The 23,431-nt window shown below is 48.1% G+C and carries 21 protein-coding genes and 1 other annotated feature; of the genes, 19 read left to right on the forward strand and 2 right to left on the reverse strand.

The features are described from left to right. The 5 genes from hisC to hisE are packed head-to-tail and all read left to right on the forward strand — an operon-like array spanning window position 1 to window position 3,061. The gene (gene hisC / locus OUY18_RS02985) at window positions 1-1,056 is read left to right on the forward strand and encodes a histidinol-phosphate transaminase (RefSeq protein WP_268057219.1); all 1,056 of its coding nucleotides are present in this window, start codon (window positions 1-3) and stop codon (window positions 1,054-1,056) included. 13 nt (window positions 1,057-1,069) lie between these two features. Beyond that, the gene (gene hisB, locus OUY18_RS02990) at window positions 1,070-1,648 is read left to right on the forward strand and encodes an imidazoleglycerol-phosphate dehydratase HisB (protein ID WP_268057220.1); all 579 of its coding nucleotides are present in this window, start codon (window positions 1,070-1,072) and stop codon (window positions 1,646-1,648) included. 15 nt (window positions 1,649-1,663) lie between these two features. Then, window positions 1,664-2,386, forward strand: coding sequence for a 1-(5-phosphoribosyl)-5-[(5-phosphoribosylamino)methylideneamino]imidazole-4-carboxamide isomerase (gene hisA / locus OUY18_RS02995; protein ID WP_268057221.1), 723 nt, complete (start codon window positions 1,664-1,666; stop codon window positions 2,384-2,386). Continuing rightward, window positions 2,383-2,742 (forward strand): phosphoribosyl-AMP cyclohydrolase, encoded by a 360-nt coding sequence (hisI, locus tag OUY18_RS03000; protein ID WP_268057222.1) that lies wholly within the window; start codon window positions 2,383-2,385, stop codon window positions 2,740-2,742. The genes hisA and hisI overlap by 4 nt, the downstream gene beginning before the upstream one ends. After that, window positions 2,714-3,061 (forward strand): phosphoribosyl-ATP diphosphatase, encoded by a 348-nt coding sequence (hisE, locus tag OUY18_RS03005; protein WP_326492973.1) that lies wholly within the window; start codon window positions 2,714-2,716, stop codon window positions 3,059-3,061. The genes hisI and hisE overlap by 29 nt, the downstream gene beginning before the upstream one ends. 36 nt (window positions 3,062-3,097) lie before the next feature. Here the strand turns inward: hisE and OUY18_RS03010 are convergent, their stop codons facing one another. Beyond that, window positions 3,098-4,057, reverse strand: a complete 960-nt coding sequence (locus OUY18_RS03010) for an RluA family pseudouridine synthase (protein ID WP_268057224.1) — start codon at window positions 4,055-4,057, stop codon at window positions 3,098-3,100. A gap of 154 nt (window positions 4,058-4,211) precedes the next feature. Here OUY18_RS03010 and pyrE point away from each other — a divergent pair, with 154 nt between their 5' ends. Genes pyrE through uvrA form a run of 4 tightly spaced genes read left to right on the forward strand, consistent with a single transcriptional unit; the run spans window position 4,212 to window position 10,378 of the window. Next, window positions 4,212-4,793: an orotate phosphoribosyltransferase gene (pyrE, locus tag OUY18_RS03015; RefSeq protein ID WP_268057225.1), complete on the forward strand. Its 582-nt coding sequence runs from the start codon at window positions 4,212-4,214 to the stop codon at window positions 4,791-4,793. A gap of 21 nt (window positions 4,794-4,814) precedes the next feature. Further along, entirely contained in the window at window positions 4,815-5,564 is a 750-nt protein-coding gene (locus OUY18_RS03020; RefSeq protein WP_268057226.1) for a JAB domain-containing protein, read from the forward strand. A 3-nt stretch (window positions 5,565-5,567) separates the two neighbouring features. Further along, window positions 5,568-7,529, forward strand: coding sequence for an excinuclease ABC subunit UvrB (gene uvrB / locus OUY18_RS03025; RefSeq protein ID WP_268057227.1), 1,962 nt, complete (start codon window positions 5,568-5,570; stop codon window positions 7,527-7,529). Between the two features lie 23 nt (window positions 7,530-7,552). Further along, window positions 7,553-10,378, forward strand: coding sequence for an excinuclease ABC subunit UvrA (gene uvrA / locus OUY18_RS03030; protein ID WP_268057228.1), 2,826 nt, complete (start codon window positions 7,553-7,555; stop codon window positions 10,376-10,378). A gap of 47 nt (window positions 10,379-10,425) precedes the next feature. Here uvrA and OUY18_RS03035 read toward each other — a convergent pair whose 3' ends face one another. Next, the gene (locus OUY18_RS03035; protein WP_268057229.1) at window positions 10,426-11,334 is read right to left on the reverse strand and encodes a DMT family transporter; all 909 of its coding nucleotides are present in this window, start codon (window positions 11,332-11,334) and stop codon (window positions 10,426-10,428) included. Window positions 11,335-11,538: 204 nt separating this feature from the next. Here OUY18_RS03035 and yfmF point away from each other — a divergent pair, with 204 nt between their 5' ends. The 10 genes from yfmF (at window position 11,539) to tyrS (ending at window position 23,364) form a co-directional block, all read left to right on the forward strand. Further along, window positions 11,539-12,822 carry an EF-P 5-aminopentanol modification-associated protein YfmF gene (gene yfmF, locus OUY18_RS03040; RefSeq protein WP_268057230.1) on the forward strand — a complete coding sequence of 428 codons (1,284 nt, stop codon included), beginning with the start codon at window positions 11,539-11,541 and terminating at the stop codon, window positions 12,820-12,822. Further along, complete coding sequence (yfmH, locus tag OUY18_RS03045; RefSeq protein WP_268057231.1) at window positions 12,819-14,102, forward strand: EF-P 5-aminopentanol modification-associated protein YfmH; 1,284 nt, start codon at window positions 12,819-12,821, stop codon at window positions 14,100-14,102. Before yfmF ends, yfmH begins: the two co-directional genes overlap by 4 nt. 80 nt (window positions 14,103-14,182) lie before the next feature. Then, a complete protein-coding gene (lgt, locus tag OUY18_RS03050; RefSeq protein ID WP_268057232.1) occupies window positions 14,183-15,235 on the forward strand; it encodes a prolipoprotein diacylglyceryl transferase in 1,053 nt (350 codons plus the stop codon). Window positions 15,236-15,252: 17 nt separating this feature from the next. Then, the gene (gene folD, locus OUY18_RS03055) at window positions 15,253-16,107 is read left to right on the forward strand and encodes a bifunctional methylenetetrahydrofolate dehydrogenase/methenyltetrahydrofolate cyclohydrolase FolD (RefSeq protein WP_268057233.1); all 855 of its coding nucleotides are present in this window, start codon (window positions 15,253-15,255) and stop codon (window positions 16,105-16,107) included. 41 nt (window positions 16,108-16,148) lie between these two features. Further along, a complete protein-coding gene (gene dxs / locus OUY18_RS03060; protein WP_268057234.1) occupies window positions 16,149-18,005 on the forward strand; it encodes a 1-deoxy-D-xylulose-5-phosphate synthase in 1,857 nt (618 codons plus the stop codon). Continuing rightward, window positions 18,002-18,814 (forward strand): TlyA family RNA methyltransferase, encoded by an 813-nt coding sequence (locus OUY18_RS03065; protein WP_268057235.1) that lies wholly within the window; start codon window positions 18,002-18,004, stop codon window positions 18,812-18,814. The genes dxs and OUY18_RS03065 overlap by 4 nt, the downstream gene beginning before the upstream one ends. Window positions 18,815-18,816: 2 nt before the next feature. Continuing rightward, entirely contained in the window at window positions 18,817-19,674 is an 858-nt protein-coding gene (locus tag OUY18_RS03070) for an NAD(+)/NADH kinase (protein WP_268057236.1), read from the forward strand. Between the two features lies 1 nt (window position 19,675). Continuing rightward, complete coding sequence (locus OUY18_RS03075) at window positions 19,676-20,125, forward strand: arginine repressor (RefSeq protein WP_268057237.1); 450 nt, start codon at window positions 19,676-19,678, stop codon at window positions 20,123-20,125. A gap of 5 nt (window positions 20,126-20,130) precedes the next feature. Further along, window positions 20,131-21,807: a DNA repair protein RecN gene (gene recN, locus OUY18_RS03080; protein WP_268057238.1), complete on the forward strand. Its 1,677-nt coding sequence runs from the start codon at window positions 20,131-20,133 to the stop codon at window positions 21,805-21,807. Window positions 21,808-21,844: 37 nt separating this feature from the next. Next, window positions 21,845-22,081 (forward strand) — a binding site (T-box leader). 53 nt (window positions 22,082-22,134) lie between these two features. Further along, window positions 22,135-23,364, forward strand: coding sequence for a tyrosine--tRNA ligase (gene tyrS, locus OUY18_RS03085; protein WP_268057239.1), 1,230 nt, complete (start codon window positions 22,135-22,137; stop codon window positions 23,362-23,364). Window positions 23,365-23,431 lie beyond the last annotated feature (67 nt).

The raw sequence follows: 23,431 nt of genomic DNA on the forward strand, positions 1-23,431 counted from the left end.
ATGGCATACCGGCTGAATGAGAAAATCCGGGATTTAAAGCCTTATGATCCGATAAGCGGGGACTTTTCCGTCCGGCTGGACGCGAATGAGTCTTTTCTTCCGGTACCGCAGAAGATCCTGCAAAAAATTGCGGAGGCTGTTATTTTAGCGTCTTATAACCGCTATCCGGACCCGCTTGCGAAGGAGCTTTGCCAAAGTCTCGGGGAATATTACCATGTAAGCCCGGATTTGGTAACCGCCGGAAACGGTTCGGATGAATTAATTTCGATCATTTGCAGCGCATTCCTGATGAAAGGTGACACCATGCTGACGCTGTCGCCGGATTTTTCAATGTACCGCTTCTATGCCTCCATTGCTGAGGCAAAAAGCAAGCAGTATTTCAAGAAACCCGACATGACGATCGATATCGATCAATTGATTGCCGCGGCAAATGCCAGTCAGGCAAAAATGATTCTGTTTTCTAACCCATGCAATCCGACCTCGCTCGGTTTAAAAAGAGAGGAAGTCAGGCGGCTGATTACTTCCGTGGACGCGCTTGTTGTTCTTGACGAAGCCTACATGGATTTCTGGGAGGAATCCATGCTTGACGAGGTGGAGAACTACGATAATCTGATGATTCTGCGCACCTGCTCGAAAGCGTTCGGAATGGCCGGAATCCGGCTGGGTTTTGCCGTTGCGAACCGGACGCTTACCAATGCGCTGAAAGCGGTAAAATCTCCGTATAATGTAAACACCCTTACACAGAGAACCGGTTCCGTCATTTTAAAGGAAGGCCAATGGCTGCGTTCCTGCATAGAGGAAATCAAATCCTCCCGTGATATGCTTTCGGAAAAAATGAGCGTTCTGGAAAACAATTACAGCCAAAGGATGCATGTGTATCCTTCCGTTACGAATTTTCTGTTCGTAAAAATTGCTCAGGCGGAGGAAGTTTATCGTGAGCTTTTAAAATCCGGTGTCGCCGTGCGGTATTTAGGGGATTTTCTTAGAATCACCACCGGTACAAAAGAAGAAAACGAAAAATTTATGCAGGCGTTTGAAAAAGCCATCCGGCTGTAAAAGAGGTGTATCCATGAGAACGTCCATTCAAAAAAGAAAAACCAAAGAGACCGATATTTGCATCGAACTGAATCTCGACGGGGGAGAAACGGAAATCTCCACGGGAATCGGATTCTTTGACCATATGCTGAATTCTTTCGCCGTCCATGGCGGATTCGGGATGAAAATTCAGGCAAAAGGCGATTTACAGGTTGACGGGCATCACACGGTTGAGGACGTAGGAATCGTTCTGGGAAAAGCCTTTTCACAGGCGCTTGGCGACCGTTCCGGTATTGCGCGCTTCGGTTCCTTTTTTATTCCCATGGATGAAGCGCTCGCTTTTGCCGCCGTGGATATCAGCGGCAGACCGTTTCTTGTTTTTCAGGCGGATTTCCGGCAGGAACGCGCCGGGGACTTCGATACCTGTCTTACGGAGGAATTCTTCCGCGCTTTTGCGATGAACGCCGGAATTACGCTGCACACCCGCGTGGAATACGGTGTGAACGCGCATCATGAAATAGAAGCCCTGTTTAAAGCGGCCGCCCATGCTATGCGGCTGGCGGTCACCCAAACAGACGCCGGCACCCTGTCCACAAAGGGCTGCCTTTCCTAATTTCGGGAGGTTACTATGATTCTTTTGCCTGCCATTGATATAAAAGACGGCGAATGTGTGCGCCTTATCAAAGGGGATTATGCAACCGCGCATAAGGTCGCTGCAAACGCCGAAGAAACGGCGGAAGGCTTTCGCGCCGCGGGGGCGGAGTGGCTTCATATGGTTGATTTAAACGGTGCGAAGGCAGCCGAGCCGGTGAATACGGAACTTATTTTCCGTGTTGTGAAAAACAGCGGCCTGAAGGTCGAGGTCGGCGGGGGCATACGGAGTATCAAAACGATCGGCGATTATCTTGAAAACGGAGTTTCGCGGGTGGTTTTGGGTTCGGCGGCTTTAAAGAATCCTGCGCTTGTGCGGGAAGCCGTTCTTCAATATGGAGAAAAAATCGCCGTGGGGATTGACGCGCGAAACGGGATGGTTGCCGCGCAGGGATGGACGGAAACTTCCGATCTGAATTATCTGGAACTGGCGAAGCAAATGGAACAGATTGGTGTAAAGTACATTATCTTTACAGATATAAGCCGCGACGGTACCCTTACCGGGCCGAATCTAGAAATGCTGAACGCTCTGAACCATGCGGTAACCTGCCATATTATCGCAAGCGGGGGCGTCAAAAACCTTGAGGATATCGCAAATTTGCGGAAATTGAATCTTTACGGAGCCATTTGCGGCAAAGCCGTTTATACCGGTGATCTGGATTTGAAATCCGCGATTTGCTTATGTGAGGAAGAAACATGAAAGCAGAAGTAGGTGTAAAGGCAAATACCTTTATAGATGAATTTTTCAAAAAATCGGCGCTGCTTCCTGCAATTGTACAGGAAGCGGAAACGAACAAGGTCTTAATGCTGGCCTATATGAACCGGGAGTCCCTGCAAAGGACGTTTGAAACCGGATATACCTGGTTTTACAGCCGGTCGAGGCAGGAACTTTGGAATAAGGGCGCCACTTCCGGACATTTGCAGAAAGTCGTCCGGATTTACGGGGACTGCGACGACGACACGCTTCTGGTAATTGTAAAGCAAACCGGCGCGGCCTGCCATACAGGTGCGCACAGCTGCTTCTTTAATGAAATTTGGAGGGATTCCGGTGAATGATACTTGGCAGGAGTTATACAAAACCATACAAAGCAGGAAAGAGAACCGTCAGGAAGGGTCTTATACCTGTTATCTGTTCGAAAAGGGAATCGATAAAATCTTAAAAAAATGCGGGGAAGAATGCAGTGAAGTCATCATCGCGTCAAAAAACGGGAACAATGCCGAAACGGTGCTCGAAATCTCCGATTTGCTTTATCATCTGACGGTTTTAATGGTGAACGAGGGCATCCGCCTTGAGGATATACAGGCGGAACTGGATAAACGCAGCGAAAAAACAGGAAATCTGAAAACCTTTCATCAAGTCGATAAAAACAGCTGACAAAAGACCGGCGCACTGCGCCGGCCTTTTCTATGCTTATTTCCAACTGTAAAAATCCTTTAAAAACCAGATTTCTTTTGCTTCATACTTCTGATTATTCAGGTAGTTTAAGATTCCTGCATCGGTGGAAAAGGTAAAATTCAATCGATAGGAATACAGCGCCTGATAAGAAAATCCTATTTTTTTATTTAAGGCGTTGGTTCCGTATTTTCCGTCCCCGGCAAGCGGGTGGCCGATGGACGCTAAGTGCGCGCGGATTTGATGGGTTCGGCCTGTCAGCAGTTCGACTTCCAGAAGGCTGTACCCGCCTCTTTCCTCCAGCACACGGTAGCGGGTGCGAATAGGTTTCGTTCCCTTGGCCGCTTTTTTGGAGATATATACACGGTTTTGGCTTTCGTTTTTTTCAAGAAAACCCTCCAAAGTATCCTCTTTTTTTTCCATTCTGCCATACACGATACACAGGTACAGCTTTTGCATTTCCCGATTTTTAACTTTTTCATTCATAATGCGGAGCGTTTCCGCGTTTTTGGCTGCCATTACGATTCCGCCGGTATTCCGGTCGATCCGGTTAATGAGGGCGGGGGCAAAGGAATTTTCATCTTCCGGCCGGTATTCGTGTTTTTCATACAAATAATGCTGCACGCGCGCAATCAGGGAATCAAAATGATAATTTTCGTCCGGGTGGACAATCAGCCCCGGCTTTTTGTCCAGAATCATGATATTTTCATCTTCATAAATGATGTTCAGCTTGTTCGGCGCTTTCAGAAAATCATACTCTTCCGGTTTCTGCTGAAAGAACTCGTCTTTTAAATACATCGTCAGGACATCGCCTTCATTCAGATGGGTGGAAATTTCACAGCGCTTTCCATTCAGCTTGATATCCCTTTTCCGGATACTTTTATACATCATGGAATGCGGAAGATTCTGAAAGGTTTTGGTTAAAAATTTATCCAGTCTTTGTCCGGCGTCATTTTGGCCGATAATGATTTCTTTCATATTTTTTAAGACCGCTCCTTCAATGAATTTGCCGTAAATACTGCAAATACCTGTACGATTATAACATGGATTGCGCGGGAGAGAAAGATTAAATACTTTTCAAAAAACATTTTTTAGTATATAATAAAATGAAATATAGTAAGGGGTTTTGAATATGATAACGCAGCAAAGAGTAATGGAAATATTACAGGAAGCAGGTGTTTTGCTTGAAGGACATTTTAAATTGACATCCGGCAGACACAGCAATAAATATCTGCAATGCGCTAAAATTTTTCGAAATACAAAATACAGCGAGGAGCTTTGCGCCGCTCTTGCGGAGCAGTATCAGAACGACAACGTGCAGATCGTGATCGGGCCGGCAATGGGCGCCGTGCAAATGGCTTATGAAGTTAGCCGTCCTTTGCATTGCGAAAACTTTTTCGCGGAGCGCGATGAGAACGGCAAAATGACCTTACGGCGCGGTTTCGCTGTAAATCCCGGCGACAGGGTCCTGGTTGTGGAAGACGTGGTTACAACCGGCGGTTCCGTGCGGGAAGTGATTGATCTTGTAAAGGAGGCGGGTGGTATCGTTGTTGGCGTAGGTTCCATCGTTGACCGCACCGGCGGGAAGATCGATTTCGGTGTGCCGTTTCGGGCGGTTATATCGCTTGACGTACAGTCCTGGGAACCTGAAAATTGTCCTCTCTGCAAAGCCGGAGCTCCGGCACCGGTGAAACCTGGCAGCCGTAAAATATAAAAAATAGGGGGGCAGGCGCCGTTGGTTCAAAACAAGGAAGGCCAAGAGAAAAAAACAGACGCGGCCAAGCCTGTTCACAGTGGACACAGAGAACGAATAAAAAGTAAATTTCTAAAGGAAGGGCTTGACGGTTTCGAACCGCACGCAGTTTTGGAATTGCTCCTATTTTACGGGATTCCATTAAAAGATACGAATCCCATAGGACATGCCCTGCTGCAAAAATTCGGTTCGCTTTCCGCCGTATTTGACGCACCGTATGAGGAACTTTTAAAAGTGGACGGAGTGGGAAAATCCGCCGCGACGCTGATAAAATTAATTCCGCAGGTTTGCCGCCGATATCAGGAAAATCTGGACAAAGACAAGAACATGATTTTCAGCTACGAAGAGGCCGGCAGGATTTTAATCAATAAATTTATCGGCCGCCCCGAAGAAGCCATTGTCCTGATGCTTTTGGACAGCAGAAACCGGATGATCTATTGCAGCGTCATGAACGAAGGAACGGTAACGACCGCAAATATCTATGTGAAAAATATCATCCGGCTTGCCGTTCAGTATAATGCGGCCTATGCGATCCTTTCCCATAATCATCCCAGTGGGGACTGTATGCCGTCAAGGCAGGATCTGCGTTCAACCGAGTCGATCAGCGAAGCTCTGAAAACCGTGGAGGTCAAGTTGATCGACCATATTATCGTGAGCGGGAATGATTTCTTTTCTCTTGCAAACAGTGGGATTTTACCGGAAGTTTTTGATTCCGGATTCGATACGGAGTAAACTATGGATTTTAAATTGGTCTCGAAATATCAGCCGAAGGGTGATCAGCCCAAGGCAATTCAGCAGCTTGTCGACGGAATTTTAAAAGGTGATAAGGAACAAACGCTTCTTGGTGTTACCGGTTCCGGCAAAACATTTACGATGGCAAATGTCATTGCGCAGCTGAACCGTCCGACGCTTGTTTTGGCGCACAATAAAACACTTGCCGCCCAGCTTTGTTCCGAATTTCGCGAATTTTTCCCGGAAAATTCGGTGGAATACTTTGTAAGCTATTATGATTATTACCAGCCGGAAGCGTATATCGCCACGACGGATACCTATATTGAAAAAGATTCCGCGATTAACGATGAAATCGATAAGCTGAGGCACTCTGCTACCTCGGCTCTTTCGGAGCGCCGCGATGTTATTATTGTTGCCAGCGTGTCCTGTATTTACAGCCTCGGCGACCCGATCGACTACCGCACGATGGTCATCTCTCTGCGCCCGGGAATGAAAAAGAGCCGGGACGAATTGCTGCGCAAGCTGGTTGAAATTCAATACGAGCGAAACGATATCAATTTAACCCGTAATAAATTCCGTGCGCGGGGCGATGTTGTGGAGATTTTCCCGGCTCAGTCAAACGATACGGTTATCCGTGTGGAATTCTTCGGGGACGAGATCGACCGGATCAGTGAAATCAACGCCCTGACAGGGGAATTAAAAGCCGTACTAAAACACGTTGCGATTTATCCGGCGTCCCATTATATTGTACCCAGAGAGAAAATGCAGCGTGCTTTAAAAGAGATTGAACAGGAAATGGAAGAACGCGTCGCGTACTTTAAAAGCAAGGAAAAACTGATCGAAGCGCAGCGGATTCAGGAACGTACGCAGTATGATATTGAAATGCTGGGGGAAATCGGTTTTTGCAAAGGGATCGAAAACTATTCGCGCGTAATGTCCGGCCGGGCGCCCGGAAGCGCGCCGTTTACCCTTCTGGACTATTTTCCGAAGGATTTTTTGCTGTTTGTAGATGAATCGCACGTTACCCTGCCGCAGGTGCGTTCCATGTATGCCGGCGACCGTGCGCGGAAAGAATCGCTGATTGAATTTGGCTTCCGGCTTCCGTCGGCTTATGACAACCGTCCGTTGAATTTTGATGAATTTTACACGCACGTGAATCAGGCGGTCTTTGTCAGCGCGACACCCGGTGATCTGGAAAAGGAAAAATCCGCTCAGATTGTGGAGCAGGTCATCCGCCCGACCGGCCTTGTCGACCCGGAAGTCATTGTTAAGCCAACGGACGGCCAGATTGACGATTTGATTTCGGAAATCAATCTGCGCGCCGCAAACGGAGAACGCGTTCTGGTAACGACGCTGACGAAGAAAATGGCGGAGGATCTCACCTCGTATCTGGAGGGAATGGGAATCCGTGTGCGCTATATGCATCATGATATCGATACCGTTGAACGGATGGAAATTATCCGCGACCTGCGCCTTGGCGAATTCGATGTGCTGGTCGGCATCAACTTACTGCGCGAGGGGCTGGATATTCCGGAGGTTTCGCTCGTTGCCATTCTGGATGCGGATAAAGAAGGTTTCCTGCGTTCCGAGCGTTCGCTGATTCAGACGATCGGCCGTGCGGCGCGCAATGCGAACGGGCAGGTTATCATGTATGCGGACAGCGTGACCCCGTCCATGGAATCGGCCATACGGGAAACGGAGCGCCGCCGCGCGATTCAGACGGCATATAATCAGGAGCACGGCATCGTTCCGAAGACGATCATTAAGAAGGTATCCGAAATACTGGAAATATCGACGCATAAAGAGGACGAGAAGGGTAAGAAGCAGAAGCGCTTAAGCCCGAACGAACGCAAATTGATGATTGAGCAGCTTACAAAGGAAATGAAAGCGGCGGCAAAGCTGCTTGAATTTGAGCACGCGGCTTATCTGCGTGACAAAATCAAACAGTTAAGCGGCGGCAAATAGAGCATATGGAGGTTTCATCTTAGATGACGGCGAAGAACATTTTTGTAAAAGGCGCAAGGGAGCATAACTTAAAGAACATTGATATTGAAATTCCGCGTGATGAGCTGATTGTGTTTACCGGCCTTTCCGGTTCGGGAAAATCCTCCCTTGCTTTCGATACCATCTATGCCGAGGGGCAGCGCCGCTATGTCGAATCGCTTTCCTCCTACGCCCGTCAGTTCCTGGGGCAGATGGAAAAACCGGATGTGGATTATATTGAAGGGCTTTCTCCCGCGATTTCCATCGACCAGAAAACAACGTCGAAAAACCCGCGTTCCACGGTCGGAACCGTAACGGAAATCTACGATTACCTGCGTCTTCTGTATGCCCGCATCGGTGTGCCGCACTGCCCGATCTGCGGCCGGGAGATCAAGCAGCAAACGATTGACCAGATTGTCGACCGAATTCTGAATTTACCGGAAGGAACGAAAATTCAGGTGCTCGCTCCGGTTGTCCGCGGCCGTAAAGGGGAACATGTAAAAGAGTTTGAGGCCGCGCGCAAGGGCGGTTTTGTCCGCGTTCGCGTGGACGGCATCATTTACGATTTATCCGAGAATATCAAGCTCGAGAAAAACGTGAAGCATACCATTGAAATTGTTGTGGACAGGCTTGTCATTCATCCCTCCATTCAGTCGCGCCTTTCCGATTCGATTGAAACGGCATCCGCGTTGGCGGGCGGGATTACGGCTGTGAGCGTTGTGGATGGGGAAGACATCACCTTTTCGCAGAATTACGCCTGTCCGGAACACGGTATCAGCGTGGAAGAGCTTTCTCCGCGGATGTTTTCCTTTAACAATCCGTTCGGCGCCTGCCCGAAATGTACCGGGCTCGGCGTATTTATGAAAATCGACCCGGATTTGATTATTCCGGATAAATCACTTTCTATTAACAAAGGCGGGCTGAAGGCGAGCGGCTGGGCGATGGAGGGCAGCACGATTGCCTCCATGTATATGCGCGCCCTTGCAAAGCATTATCATTTTTCCCTTGATACACCGATGGGAAAACTTCCGCCGGAGATTATCGATATTCTTCTTTACGGCACCAAAGGGGAAAAAATTAAGGTGGAGCGCCGGAACGAATACGGAAGCGGCGTTTACCAGACGGAATTTGAAGGAATTATCAATAATCTGGAACGGCGTTTCCGTGAAAGCCAGAGCAACTGGATTAAGGAAGAAATCGAATCCTATATGAGCGCGATTCCCTGCGACGCCTGCCATGGAAAACGCTTGTCTCCGGTCAGCCTGGCTGTGACCGTCGGCGGGATCAATATCAGCGATTTTTGCGATAAGTCCGTCACACAGGCGCTGGACTTTATCAATGACCTGACCCTTTCCGAGCGGGACGCAATGATCGCTTCGGCCATTTTAAAGGAAATCAAAAGCAGGCTGGGATTCCTGAAAAGCGTCGGGCTGGAATATCTGACCCTTTCCCGTTCCTCCGGCACGCTTTCCGGGGGAGAAAGCCAGCGTATCCGCCTTGCCACGCAGATCGGTTCGTCCCTCATGGGCGTGCTGTATATCCTTGATGAACCGAGTATCGGCCTTCATCAGCGCGACAACGACAAGCTTCTTGCCACCCTCAAGCACCTGCGCGATTTGGGCAATACCGTAATCGTGGTGGAACATGACGAAGACACCATGCGCGCTTCCGACCATATTGTGGATATCGGTCCGGGCGCGGGAATCCACGGCGGCAATGTCGTGTTCAACGGCAAGGTTGAAGACATTGTGAATTGCAAAGAATCCATTACCGGGCAATATCTGAGCGGAGCAAAACGGGTGGAGGTTCCCGAAACCCGGCGCAAAGGCAACGGGAAAAAACTGAAAATTATCGGTGCTTCCCAGAACAATCTGAAGAATATCGATGTGGAGATTCCACTTGGAGAGTTTGTCTGTATTACAGGGGTTTCCGGTTCGGGAAAGTCATCCCTTATTAATGAAATTCTGTACAAATACCTTGCTTCGGAGCTGAACGGAGCGAAATGCCGTCCGGGCGCGTTTAAAGCGATGAAAGGCGTTTCGGGGCTGGACAAGGTGATTCAGATCAATCAGTCTCCGATCGGAAGAACCCCGCGTTCCAATCCCGCCACCTATACCGGCGTGTTTACGGATATCCGCGAGTTGTACGCTTCCACGCAGGATGCCAAGCTGCGCGGTTTCAGCTCGGGCCGTTTTTCCTTTAATGTAAAAGGCGGGCGCTGTGAAGCCTGCCAGGGCGACGGCATTATCAAAATCGAAATGCACTTTCTGCCGGATGTATACGTCCCGTGCGATGTCTGCAAGGGAAGACGCTATAACCGGGAAACGCTCGAGATTAAATATAAAGGCAAAAATATCTATGACGTGCTGGAGATGACGGTAGAGGAAGGGCTGGAGTTCTTTTCCAGCATTCCGAAAATTGCGCGGAAGCTGCAAACATTACAGGAAGTGGGGCTGGGATACATTAAAATCGGGCAGCCGGCTACTACACTGTCCGGCGGTGAAGCGCAGCGCGTAAAGCTTGCAACCGAGCTTTCCAAACGCCCGACCGGAAAAACCATTTATATTCTGGACGAACCGACAACCGGCCTCCATATTGCGGACGTTCACAAGCTGATCGAAGTTCTGCAGAAGCTGGTGGACAACGGCAACACGGTTGTGGTGATCGAGCATAATCTGGACCTGATTAAGACGGCCGATTATATTATCGACCTCGGGCCGGAAGGCGGGGACGGCGGCGGAAGAGTGATCGCCAAAGGAACTCCGGAGCAAATTGTAAAAGTGAAAGAATCTTACACGGGGCAGTATCTGAAAAAGCTGCTTCTGAAATAGAGAAAGGCCATACGGCTGCATTGCAGCCGTATGGCCTGTTCGTTCTGTTATTTTGTACTGTCCGGTAATTCGGCGCTTTCCTTTTCCAGCTTTAAGAAGGAAGGCTTGATTTCCGAAATCATAATGGAAAGGAAAATCAATACCGAGCCAAAGAAAGTTTTTATAGTCAGCGATTCGCTCAGGAAAATAATTCCGAATATGGAACCAAACAGAGACTCCATCGACATGATCAGTGAAGCCCTTGCCGGCGGGGTGTATTTTTGGCAGACGGTTTGCAGGACGAGCGCAATCAGCGTACAGAAAATTCCGATATACAAAGTTGCCAAAATGGAATTTGTATTCATTTTTGTCGGAAACGGTTCGGTGAAAAGGGCAACGACAAGCGCTAAAATTCCGGTAACGACAAATTGTGTAAAAGAAATTAGAATAGGGTCATTCTTTTCGGTTAAAATACTTACTGCTACAATTTGCGCGGCAAAGGTGACACCGCAAAACAGCGAAAGCGTATCGCCGATATTCATGGAGAAACCGGAGCGAAGGGTAAGCAGGCCAATGCCCGCTATGCATAAGAGCGCCGCTCCGATATTATATCCGTCCGGCTTTTCTTTTCGGATGATCCAATATAAAAATGGAACGACAATTACATATACCGCTGTCAGGAATGCATTGTTTCCGGCTGTTGTATATTGTATCCCGATGGTCTGAAGATAATAGCCGATGAACATCAATACGCCAAGGATGATACCGGATTTTACGCAGTCCCAATCTATTTTTTTCAGCCGGTTAAAGAAGATCACGCACATCAGGCTGACGGCAATTCCAAAACGCATGGCAATCATATAACTGGGCGGTACCGTATCAACAGCGTTTTTCACCGCGACAAAACCGCTGCCCCAGATGACGGTTGTCACAACCAGCCCCAAATCGGCTGCCATTGCTTTGTTTTTTATTTTCAATCATTACACCTCGTTTGATCCATTGCTGTATATTATATCATTTATGCTTTTTTCGCGCAAGCGGAAAGGCCGGTTACTGGATAAAATAATGGAAGCCACTGCATGTTCATAAATTTTTATTATAATATTTCTTTCCTAAAGTAAGGGTTTGTGATATAATATTTTTTGAATTTAACCAAGTAAAATTTGGAGATGAATAATTGAATGTTAGGTATAGAACAGCGTTCCGTTTGTGAAGGCGTAAATTTCAGAAGCGTGAAAGATACCCGGTTTAAAACGGTTCGTATGTCCGTTAATTTTCTATTGCCGATACAAAAACAAACCGCGGCTTCCAATGCGATTTTACCTTTTTTACTTAGCCGCGCCAGCAGGGAGTACCCTGATTTTACAAAACTCGGCCAGCGTTTGGCGAAGCTTTACGGCGCTGAACTGAACGCGGATGTTCAGAAGCTTGGCGACGCACAGCTTCTTTCGCTTTCCGCAGCCGGCATTGCGGATCGTTATGCACTGCACGGCGAGCATATTGCGGCGGAACTGTCCAAGCTTCTTTGCAGCATTATTTTTGACCCTCCGTTTGAAGACGGCCTGTTTCCGAAGGAAGGCTTTGAACAGGAAAGACGGCAGACAATTGAACTGATTGATTCCGAATTTAACGATAAGCGTATTTATGCAAGGCAGCGCTGCGAAGAGATTATGTGCGGCGATGAGCCGTACGGAATTAAGCGCTACGGCAGCAGAGAAGATATCCAGAACCTGAAACGCGAAGAGCTTACCGAAGCTTGGCGCTTTCTAATCAATAACGCCAAAACGGAGATCATGGTTTTAGGCGACTGTGATCCGGCTCCGGTTTATGAAGGCTTCTGTGAAGCGTTTCAGAAGCTGAACAAAAAAGCGGCCGTGGACTGCCCGACGAAAATCCGGAAACAGGCGGATCAGGTCAAAAACGTTACCGATAAGATGGATATCGCACAGTCGAAACTGGTGATGGGTTTCCGGACGCAGACGGCGATTCCGGACGAAAGAGTGGAAGCCACTACCCTGATGACCGCGTTGTACGGCGGAACGCCCAACTCGAAACTGTTTCTGAACGTCCGTGAAAAGCTGAGCCTTTGCTATTATTGCAGTTCGTTATACAATGCCATGAAGGGCATTATGCTGGTTCAAAGCGGGGTTGAAACGAAAAATATCGAGAAAGCCAGGGAGGAAATCCTGACGCAGCTTGATAAAATTAAAAAAGGCGAATTCGACGACGGCGAAATCGATGCGGCGAAGCTGAGCATGAGCAACAGCTATCATACGCTTTCCGATTCACTGGGCGGTCTGGAAGCCTGGTATCTTTCGCAGACTTTTTCCAATCAGATTAAACGTCCGGAGGAAGCGGCGGCAATTATTAATTCCGTCACCCGTCAGGAAATTATTGACGCGGCAAACCGTGTAACACTGGATACGGTTTATCGTTTGGAGGGAAACGGGGAGGAACAAATATGAATGTGATCAAAGAGATTAAAAGCGACCGGATCGGCGACCGGTATTATGAAGTGGATCATCCGTCCGGACTGAAAATCTTCGTTTATCCGAAAGAAAACAATAATTCCACTTACGCCGTTTTCGGTACCAGGTACGGATCAATCGATACCTGCTTCCAATCGACCGAGGACCGTGAGCCGAATAAAGTTCCGGCCGGAATTGCCCACTATCTGGAGCACAAGCTTTTTGAAAGCGAAGACGGCGACGCCTTTGCGCGCTATGCAAAAACGGGTGCTTCGGCGAATGCGTATACTTCGTTTGATAAGACCTGCTATTTGTTTTCCTGCACGGAAAATGTATATGAATCTTTGGAAATCCTGCTGGATTTTGTTCAGTCGCCTTATTTTACCGAGCAGACGGTAAAGAAGGAGCAGGGCATCATTGGGCAGGAAATTCGTATGTATGACGATGACCCGCAGTGGCGCGTTATGTTTAATCTTTTGCGTGCAATGTATCATACGCATCCGGTAAAAATCGACATCGCCGGAACGGTGGAAAGTATTGCGGAGATTACGCCGGAGCTGCTTTATAAATGCTATCATACCTTTTATAACCTGAACAATATGGTGCTGTGCGTGGCGGGCAATGCGGATGTAAACAAGGTGCTTGCGCTTTGTGATAAAATGCTGAAGCCTTCTAAGCCCCTTGCCATCGACCGCATTTTTGAGGATGAGCCGGACGAAATCGTTCAAAGCCGGATTGAGCAGAAACTTCCGGTTTCCACAACGATTTTCGAGCTTGGGTTCAAAGAAAAGGCCGGAAAGAGACGTGCTTCGGCGGAAGAAATAGCCCAGACGGAAATTCTTCTGGAATTAATGGCGTCGGATTCATCCCCGCTTTTCCGCAGGCTGCTGGACGCGGAGCTGATCAACCAGTCTACTTTTGCGTACGAATATTTTGAAGGACCGGGTTATGCATCCGTTATTTTTTCCGGTGAATCGAAAGATCCGGATGCCGTAGCGGAGGAAATTAAAAAAGAAGCGGAGAAGCTTCGTACACAGGGCCTTGACCCGGACGCCTTTGAGCGCTCGAAAAAAGCGGTCTACGGCCGTCTCGTATCCTCGTTCAACAGCGTGGATAACCTGGCAAACACGATGGCTTCCCTTGCTTTTACAGGCCATGAACTGTTTCATTATGTTGATTCGGTTTCGCAGGCGGATATCGGCTCCGTACAGGCCCGTCTGAATGCGCAGTTACTGGCGGATTCTTCTGCTCTTTCCGTAATCAAACCGATGGATTAAGCGCAGGAAAATTCTGTCAAACCTTCCCACGCGAAGGTTGACGGAATCTTTCATTTTACGCGTGGAGAATGGTGGAGTATATGTATCATGTTCAATTTCCCGGATTAGGCTTCCATTTTACAATTAATCCGAATGCTTTTTCAATCGGCGGGTATTCGGTGAAATGGTACGGTGTAATTATAGCGGTAGGATTTTTGCTTGCTTTTTCCTACGCAATGGCAAGCTGTAAAAAGTTCAATATTGATCAGGATAAGCTGATTGACGTGATAATCGTCGGTATGATCGGCGGCATTATCGGCGCAAGGGCCTATTATGTCATATTCGACACCAGCGATCAGTATTTAAGGAATCCGATCAGCGCACTTTACATTTGGGAGGGCGGCCTTGCGATTTACGGGGGAATCATCGGCGGTATGCTCTGCGGTTCCCTGATGGCAAAATTCCGGAAAATCAGCATCCCCGCTGTTTTGGATATTGCCTCTCTCGGCTTTTTAATCGGACAGGCGGTCGGCCGCTGGGGAAACTTTGTCAATCAGGAAGCCTTCGGCGTTGAAACGAAGCTTCCGTGGGGCATGGTCAGCGAAAACACATATGCGGTTACCAATAATCCGGTGCACCCCTGTTTCCTTTATGAATCCCTGTGGTGTATTCTGGGCTTCGTGCTGCTACATATTTTCAGCCGCAAGCTCAGAAGATATGACGGGCAGGTATTTCTCCTGTATTTGATCTGGTATGGCGTTGGCCGCTTCTTTATCGAAGGCCTGCGGACCGACAGCCTGATTACGCCGGTTTTGCCTTTGCGGGTGTCACAGGTTGTTGCGGCGGCAACCGTTCTTACCGGTATTATCTTGTTGATTATTTTCCGCAGCCGTACCTCGCTTATCGGATGCGGTTCTGCAAAAGTAATGGAACTGAACGCCATTGTGGATGAAGTTCCGGCAGTATGCATCGAAAGCGGCGCAAACGAAGAAATCGGAAACGATGCGGAAAAGGCGGAAGATTCCGCTGATTCAGCGCCGGAAGAATCCACGCAGGCTGAGGAAACGTCTGCCGGGGAACCTGCTGCGGAAGAAACGGCGGAAGAAGTTCCGGCTGAGGAAGAAAAAGAAGCTACGGAAACGAATACGAAATAGAAATAGGGAGGCAGACAATGGCTGTTCGGATTGACGGAAAGGCAGTTGCGGCGGAAGTACGCGCAAAGGTAGCGCTTGAAGTGGCGGAGATGGTAAAGCAAGGAATCACGCCCGGACTTGCGGTTGTGATTGTCGGTGATGATCCCGCATCAAGAACCTATGTCAATAATAAGAAAAAGGCCTGTGCGCAGGCGGGTATTTATTCCGAGGAATATGCGCTTCCTGCTTCTGCTTCACAGAATGAATTAATGGAGCTGGTCGCAAAGCTGAATGCGAAAAAGGAGATTCACGGGATTCTTGTTCAGTCCCCGCTGCCGAATGGCCTGAATGAGGAAGCGGTAGTGGAAGCGATTCATCCGGAAAAGGATGTCGACGCGTTTCATCCTTCCAATGTCGGCCGGATTATGATCGGAAATTATCATTTCCTGCCCTGCACCCCCGCAGGTGTTATTGAACTTCTGCACTCGGAGAATATTGAGATCGCGGGAAAGAACTGTGTTGTAATCGGCCGCAGCAATATTGTCGGCAAACCGATGGCGATGCTTTTGCTTCATAACAACGGCACGGTTACCATTTGTCACAGTAAAACAAAAAATCTGAAAGAAGTTTGCAGGAACGCGGACATTCTTGTTGCGGCGGTCGGGAAACCGAAGTTTGTAACCGCGGATATGGTGAAACCCGGAGCAGCGGTGATTGATGTCGGCATGGACCGTGATGAAAACGGTAAACTGTGCGGCGATGTCGATTATGAAAACGTAGAAAAAGTGGCGTCTTACATAACGCCGGTTCCGGGCGGAGTAGGTCCGATGACGATTGCAATGCTTCTTAAGAACACAGTGACGGCAGCCAAAAGTCAGAATGGATTACAATAAAAGGCTTTGTCTTCTGGATGCTGTCCGATTGAGGTTTTAGAATGGACAACCTTTTAGAGAAAATCGATTTTCCAAAAGATTTGCAAAAGTTTTCAATCAGCGAGCTGAATGAATTATGCGATGAAATACGCGAAAAAATTATAAAAACGGTTTCCAACAACGGAGGACATCTGGCTTCCAATTTAGGTGTTGTGGAATTGACCATTGCACTGCACAAGGTGTTTCCCTCGGAGAATGATAAAATTGTCTGGGATGTCGGTCACCAGTCCTATACGCATAAAATTTTAACCGGAAGACGGGATTCCATTTCAACAATCCGGACCAAAGGAGGCCTTTCCGGTTATCCCAACCGGCAGGAAAGCCCCTACGACGCATTTAATGCCGGGCACAGCAGTACCTCTATTTCCGCAGCGCTTGGTATCGCCAATGCAAAAAATCTTACCGGTGAACCGGGCCATGTGATTGCCGTAATCGGTGACGGCGCGCTGACCGGCGGGCTTGCCTATGAGGGCTTAAATAACGCGGGGCGCTTTAAAAAAAATTTCATTGTTATTTTGAACGATAATAAGATGTCCATTTCCCGCAATGTGGGTTCCATGGCGCGTTATCTGGCGCATATCCGCACAAAACCAGGATATTTCCGGGTAAAGGGCAATGTGGAAAACGCTCTCGACAGACTTCCGCATATCGGTCAGCCGATCCACCATTTTCTTTCGAAATCAAAAATGGCTTTAAAACAGATTTTATACAACAATACCATTTTTGATTATATGGGATTTTACTATTACGGTCCTTTTGACGGACATGATCTGGAAAAATTAATTGATGTACTGGAAAACGCAAAAAATATTAACCATCCGGTGCTCCTGCATGTCCTGACGCGCAAAGGAAAGGGATATTCTTTTGCGGAGCAGAACCCCGGAGCGTTCCACGGAATCGCGAGCTTTGATATTAAAACCGGTAAATCCCATTCTTCCGGCGAAAGTTTTTCCAGTGTATTTGGAAACCACCTCTGCACGCTGGCGGCAAACGACAGCCGTATTTGCGCAATAACGGCCGCCATGCAGATGGGAACGGGATTAACCGGATTTGCAAGGCAGTATCCCGAGCGGTTTTTCGACACCGGCATTGCCGAGGAGCACGCGGTTACCTTCGCGGGCGGTCTCGCTTCCGGCGGCATGCATCCTGTCTTTGCCGTTTATTCAACGTTTTTGCAGCGCGGCTATGACCAGATCATCCATGATGCCGCTATCCAAAGGGTGAAGGTAACCTTTGCGATCGACCGTGCGGGAGTGGTAGGGGAAGACGGGGAAACGCATCAGGGCATTTTTGATGTGGCGTTTTTAAATACCATTCCCAATATAACGGTATTTTCCCCCGCGTATTATGACGAGATGTACAGGGATCTTGATCAGGCAATTTATCATTGTGACGGCATTTCCGCCGTTCGTTATCCGCGCGGAAAACCGTTTTTCAAGCCATACGATTTCGAAAGCAAGGGAATGACGTTTGACTCTTACGGCGAGAAAAATGCGAAAATTGTCATTGTGACCTATGGAAGGTTATTTTCATTCGCCTGCAAGGCAATTTCCGAATTGAAAAACAGCGGTATTTCCGTTCGTATAATAAAATTGAATCGAATTATACCGGTTGATCCGGACGCCATTGCGGATGCGGCGAATGCAGCAACAATCTTTTTCTTTGAAGAGGGGATTCAGCAGGGGGGAGTCGGAGAGCATTTCAGCTTCCTGTTGAATAAAACAGGATATAAAGGCAAATATTTTTTGCGGGCGATTACCAATTTTGTTCCGCATGCAACCATGCTGCAGTCGCTCAGCGCTCTGGGGCTTGACGACAAAGAAATGGTGAATATGATTCTAACGGAGTGCAAACATTGATAGAGAAAAAAAGGCTTGACTGTCTGCTTTTTGACCTTGGGCTTGCGGAAAGCAGGGAAAAGGCAAAAGCAATGATCATGTTGGGCAATGTATATGTAAATAACCAAAAGTCGGACAAACCGGGCACGATGCTGCCGGCAGATACAAAAGTGGAAGTACGCGGCGAGAAGATGCCCTATGTCAGCCGGGGCGGCTGGAAGCTTGAAAAAGCGATGTCCGTTTTTCCGATCGATTTAAAAGATAAAATTACGATGGATATCGGGGCTTCCACCGGGGGCTTTACCGATTGTATGCTGCAAAACGGGGCAAAAAAGGTTTATTCGATTGATGTCGGCTACGGTCAGCTTGCCTGGAAGCTGCGGACCGACCCCCGGGTAGTGAATCTGGAGCGTACCAATGTACGATATATAACGCCGGAACAGGTTCCGGATAAAATTGATTTTTTCAGTGTGGATGTATCCTTTATCTCGCTGTGCCTCGTCCTTCCTCCGGCAAGAGCTCTCATGTCGGAAAACGCACAGGCGGTCTGCCTCATCAAACCCCAGTTTGAGGCGGGACGCGGAAAGGTCGGCAAAAAGGGCGTTGTAAGGGATAAAAATGTTCATATCGAAGTCATTGATAAAATTGCGCATTTTGTATTGGAAAACGGCTTTTCCATATTGGGATTGACGTATTCCCCGATAAAAGGGCCGGAAGGGAATATTGAATATCTTATTTTTCTTCAGAAATCCGAAAAGCCGGTCAGTGTCGAACTGGATATAAAAGGCCTTGTAGAAGAGTCACATAATCAATTAAGTGGTGGTGATTGATTTTGAAAATAGCCCTCATTCCGAATTTAAGCAAGCATAACGCTCAGCTTCATACGCTGGAGGTTATTGATAAGCTGCATAAATTCGGAGCGGAAGTCTTCATGCGTTCGAATTTGAAAGGCTGTTTTCCAAATTCAAAGATTGCGTTTTATGATGATTTTGATAAAATGATGGCTGACTGCGACGTTGTAATCGCGGTGGGCGGCGACGGGACGATCATCCATTGCTCCCGGCACGCCGCGGCGGCGGGAAAACCGATCTTAGGAATTAATGTCGGCCGTCTCGGGTTTGTAGCCGAACTGGAAACCAATGAGCTGGACAGGCTGAAGGATTTAGTGGAGGGTCATTATTCGATTGAAAATCGGATGCTTCTGGAAATCCGGCTTGAAAATAACGGGCGTCAGGAAACCTACTGTGCTTTAAATGATGCCGTTATCGCGCGCGGGGCACTGTCCAGAATATTGGACTTTACCGTTCATTTCAACAGTAAAAATGTATGCAATTACCGTGCGGACGGACTGATTATCTCTACGCCTACCGGTTCTACCGCGTATTCCCTTTCCGCCGGCGGGCCGGTAATCGACCCGAGCCTCCGGTGCACGCTGCTTACGCCGATCTGCCCGCATTCCCTGTTGAGCCGGCCGGTTGTTTTTGGCCCGGATGCCGAGCTGAGCGTTACGGCTACTTCAAATTACAACAGCGAGATTTTTCTTACCATTGACGGTGATACGTTTATTCAGATAGCGGATAACCAAAGAATCGATTTTTGCCGCTCGGAACGTGTGGCAAGTATTATAAAATTGAAAGATAATAACTTTTATGAAGTCGTTAATCAAAAATTAGCGGAAAGGAGAAATTGATTTGAAAACAAGACGACACGCAAAAATTCTTGAGCTGATCAACGCGTATACGATTGATACACAGGAAGAACTGCTGCGACGCCTGCGGGAGGATGGGTTTGATGTGACTCAGGCTACCGTGTCCCGCGATATTAAAGAATTAAGACTGATTAAAACGCTGTCCCCTGACGGGAAATACAAATACTCCGCAGGACGGGACAATACAAGGGATTATTCCTCGAAATTTTATTCCCTTTTGTCCGATTCCGCGGTACAGATTAACTGTGCCGGAAATATGGTTATTATTAAATGTTTAACCGGTATGGCGCAGGCTGTCTGCGCGGCAATGGATTCCATGCACTGGCCGAACATTGTTGGAACCCTTGCGGGCGACGATACGATCTTTATCGTTGTTAAAAATGAAGAACAGGCACAGCAAATGGTATCTGAATTGAAAAAAATGGTTGGGTGATTGCCATGTTGTCTCAGCTTTATATAGAAAATATTGCAGTGATTGAAAAAGCCGGCATTGATTTTCATGACGGCTTGAATGTCCTGACCGGTGAAACCGGCGCGGGAAAATCCATTGTCATTGATTCGATTAATGCCATCCTTGGAGAAAGAACATCGCGCGAATTAATCCGTACCGGCGCGCGCTCTGCTTTTGTTACCGCAGTTTTTTCGAATATAGGGGAACAGACGGTTCAGAAACTGACCGAGCTCGGATATACGCCCGAAGAAGACGGAAGCGTTATGATTCAGCGTGAAATCCATACGGACGGCAAGGCCGTCTGCCGCATCAACAGCCGGCCGGCGACCGTATCGGTCTTAAAGGCAGTCGGGCCGTTTCTGATCAACATCCACGGACAGCATGAAAGCTATGATTTGTTATCTCCCGATTTACATATCCGCTATATTGACCGAATGGGCGTGCCGGAAGATCTTTTGAAAACCTATCAGGATGCTTTCAGCGCAATGAACCGAATTAAGAGCAAGCTGGATTCCAACCAAATGGATGAAGCGCAGAAAGCAAGGAAAATTGATTTATTAACGTATCAGATTCAGGAACTGGAAGCTGCCGACCTGCATGCCGGAGAGCAGGATGAGCTGAATCATACAAGAACCAAATTTCTGAATATTGAAAAGATCGTGGATTCGGTCAATGCCGCAAAATCCGCTTTGAATGGGGAAGAAAGCTTCGAAGGCGCTTTGTCCTCCGTTTCCACCGCGGCAGACGCTTTGGCGGAAGCGGAGCGGTATTACCCCGAAATTCACGCTCTGGCGGAAAGAATCAAGAATATTCAGTACGAGTTGGAAGACTGCGGCGAAGAAATCCGAAATTTAACGGCCGATTTGGAATATGATCCCGGTGAACTTGAAAGAATAGAAGCAAGGCTGGATGTCCTGTATCGGCTTGGCCTGAAATACGGTGGTTCCGTCGAAAAGATGCTTGAATTTCTGGAGGATTCCAAAAGGCAGTTGGAAGATATTCAGCTTTCGGACGAAAAGACGGCACAATTGACAAAAGAATATCGCGAAACGAAAGCACAGGCGGAAAAGCTTGCCGAAGAAATTTCGGCCCGCCGCAAAAAGACAGCGGAGGCTTTTGCTGCGAAAGTAAAAGGGGAACTGCGTTTCCTCGATATGCCGAATATTGATTTTCAGGTGGAACAGGAACGCTGTGAATTAAATTCCCTTGGCTGCGATAAAGTGCAGTTTTTAATATCGACCAATCCGGGCGAACCGGCGAAACCGATTGCGAAAATTGCGTCCGGCGGCGAACTGTCGCGTATTATGCTGGCGATTAAAACGGTTTTGGCCGATAAGGACGATATCGACACGCTGATCTTCGACGAAGTGGATACAGGCGTCAGCGGCAGCGCCGCGCAAAAGGTCGGGCTGAAGCTCCGCGAGGTTTCCGGAAACCGTCAGGTCATCTGTGTTACGCATCTGGCCCAGATTGCCGCTTTGGCAAATACCCAGTATCTCATTAAAAAGCATGTAAAGGACAATAAAACCTTTACCGATGTGGCGGAATTGGATTTCGACGGCAGAAAGCAGGAGCTGGCCCGGATTATGGGCGGTTCGCAGATTACGCCGCTTTTGCTCCAGAACGCCGAAGAAATGCTGAAAATGGCACAGAATAACGAATAAGACTTGACATTGACAAATTGATTCGATATAATGCATTATAATGGCAATGAAGGGAAGAAGTAATCCGATCATACGGCAAAGAGAGCCTGCGGGCGGTGTAAGCAGGCGCGTCAGTCGGAAGAAATACATCCCGGAGCCGCCGGACTGAACGGTATCCATTAGGTCCGGCCGTGGTAGCGCACGTTACAGCGCGTGGGTATTATTTGTACCCGTAAGGCCGCATCTGTGAAGCTGTGGCGAACTGAGGTGGTACCGCGGTTATTCCGCCCTCTGCAAAAATGCAGGGGGCGTTTTTTATACCCCCTGATGAAAAATGGAGGAAAAAACATGGGAGTATTTGAAGAACTCAGAGACAGGGGCTTAATTGCCCAGATGACGGATGAGGAGAAAATTAAAGATCTTCTCAACAATCACAAAACGACCTTTTATATCGGGTTTGACCCGACGGCGGACAGCCTTCACGTAGGTCATTTTGTTCAGATTATGGTTATGGCTCATATGCAGCGCGCGGGACATACGCCGATTGCTTTATTCGGCGGCGGAACCGGCATGGTCGGCGACCCGTCCGGAAAATCCGATATGCGCAAAATGCTGACGAGAGAAGAAATCGACCATAATATTCAGTGTTTCCAAAAGCAAATGTCAAGGCTGATTGATTTTTCCGAGGGGAAAGCGATTATGGCCAACAATAAAGACTGGCTGCTGAATTTGAACTATATTGAATTTTTACGGGATGTAGGCGTACATTTCTCCGTAAACCGCATGCTTGCCGCGGAATGCTACAAGCAGCGCATGGAGAAGGGGCTTTCTTTCTTTGAGCTGAATTATATGATTATGCAGAGCTACGATTTTGTGGAATTGAACCATAGATATAACTGCCAGCTGGAGCTTGGCGGGGATGATCAGTGGAGCAATATTATCGGCGGCGTGGAGCTGCTTCGCCGCAAGGAGGGCAAGGATGCTTACGGCATGACGTTCACCCTCCTGACAACCAGCGAGGGCAAAAAGATGGGCAAGACGGAAAAGGGCGCGGTATGGCTCGATCCGGAAAAGACAACCCCCTTCGAGTTTTACCAGTATTGGCGCAATATCGGGGACGCCGATGTGATTAAATGCCTGAAAATCCTGACTTTCCTGCCGCTGTCCCAAATCAATGAGCTGGCAAAGCTGGAAGGCGGGGAGCTCAATCAGGCGAAAGAAATTCTGGCCTATGAAGTTACCAAGCTGATTCACGGGGAGGAAGAAGCAAACAAGGCGCAGGAAGGCGCGCGCGCATTGTTTGGCACCGGCGAAAATACGGATAATATGCCGTCCACCGATCTTACTGCCGCGGATTTCACAGACGGCGAAATCGGCGTATTGGATCTTCTGGTAAAAACAAAGCTTGCTCCGTCAAGGGGAGAGGGAAGACGCCTGATTGAGCAGGGCGGCATTTCCATTGACAATGAAAAAGTTTCCGAAACGACGGCAAAGCTGGCTTTAAAGGATTTTGAGAAAAGCTATATTATTATCAAAAAGGGCAAGAAAGTCTATCACAAAGTCAATTTGGCGGACTGATTTCCGGTCCGGGTAAAGAGCAGGTCCGCGTCTGGTTTTCAGGCGCGGGCCGTTTTGATTGATTTTT

The sequence above is a fragment of the Caproiciproducens galactitolivorans genome, assembly GCF_026672255.1.
Taxonomy (GTDB): Bacteria; Bacillota; Clostridia; order Oscillospirales; family Acutalibacteraceae; genus Caproiciproducens; species Caproiciproducens galactitolivorans_A.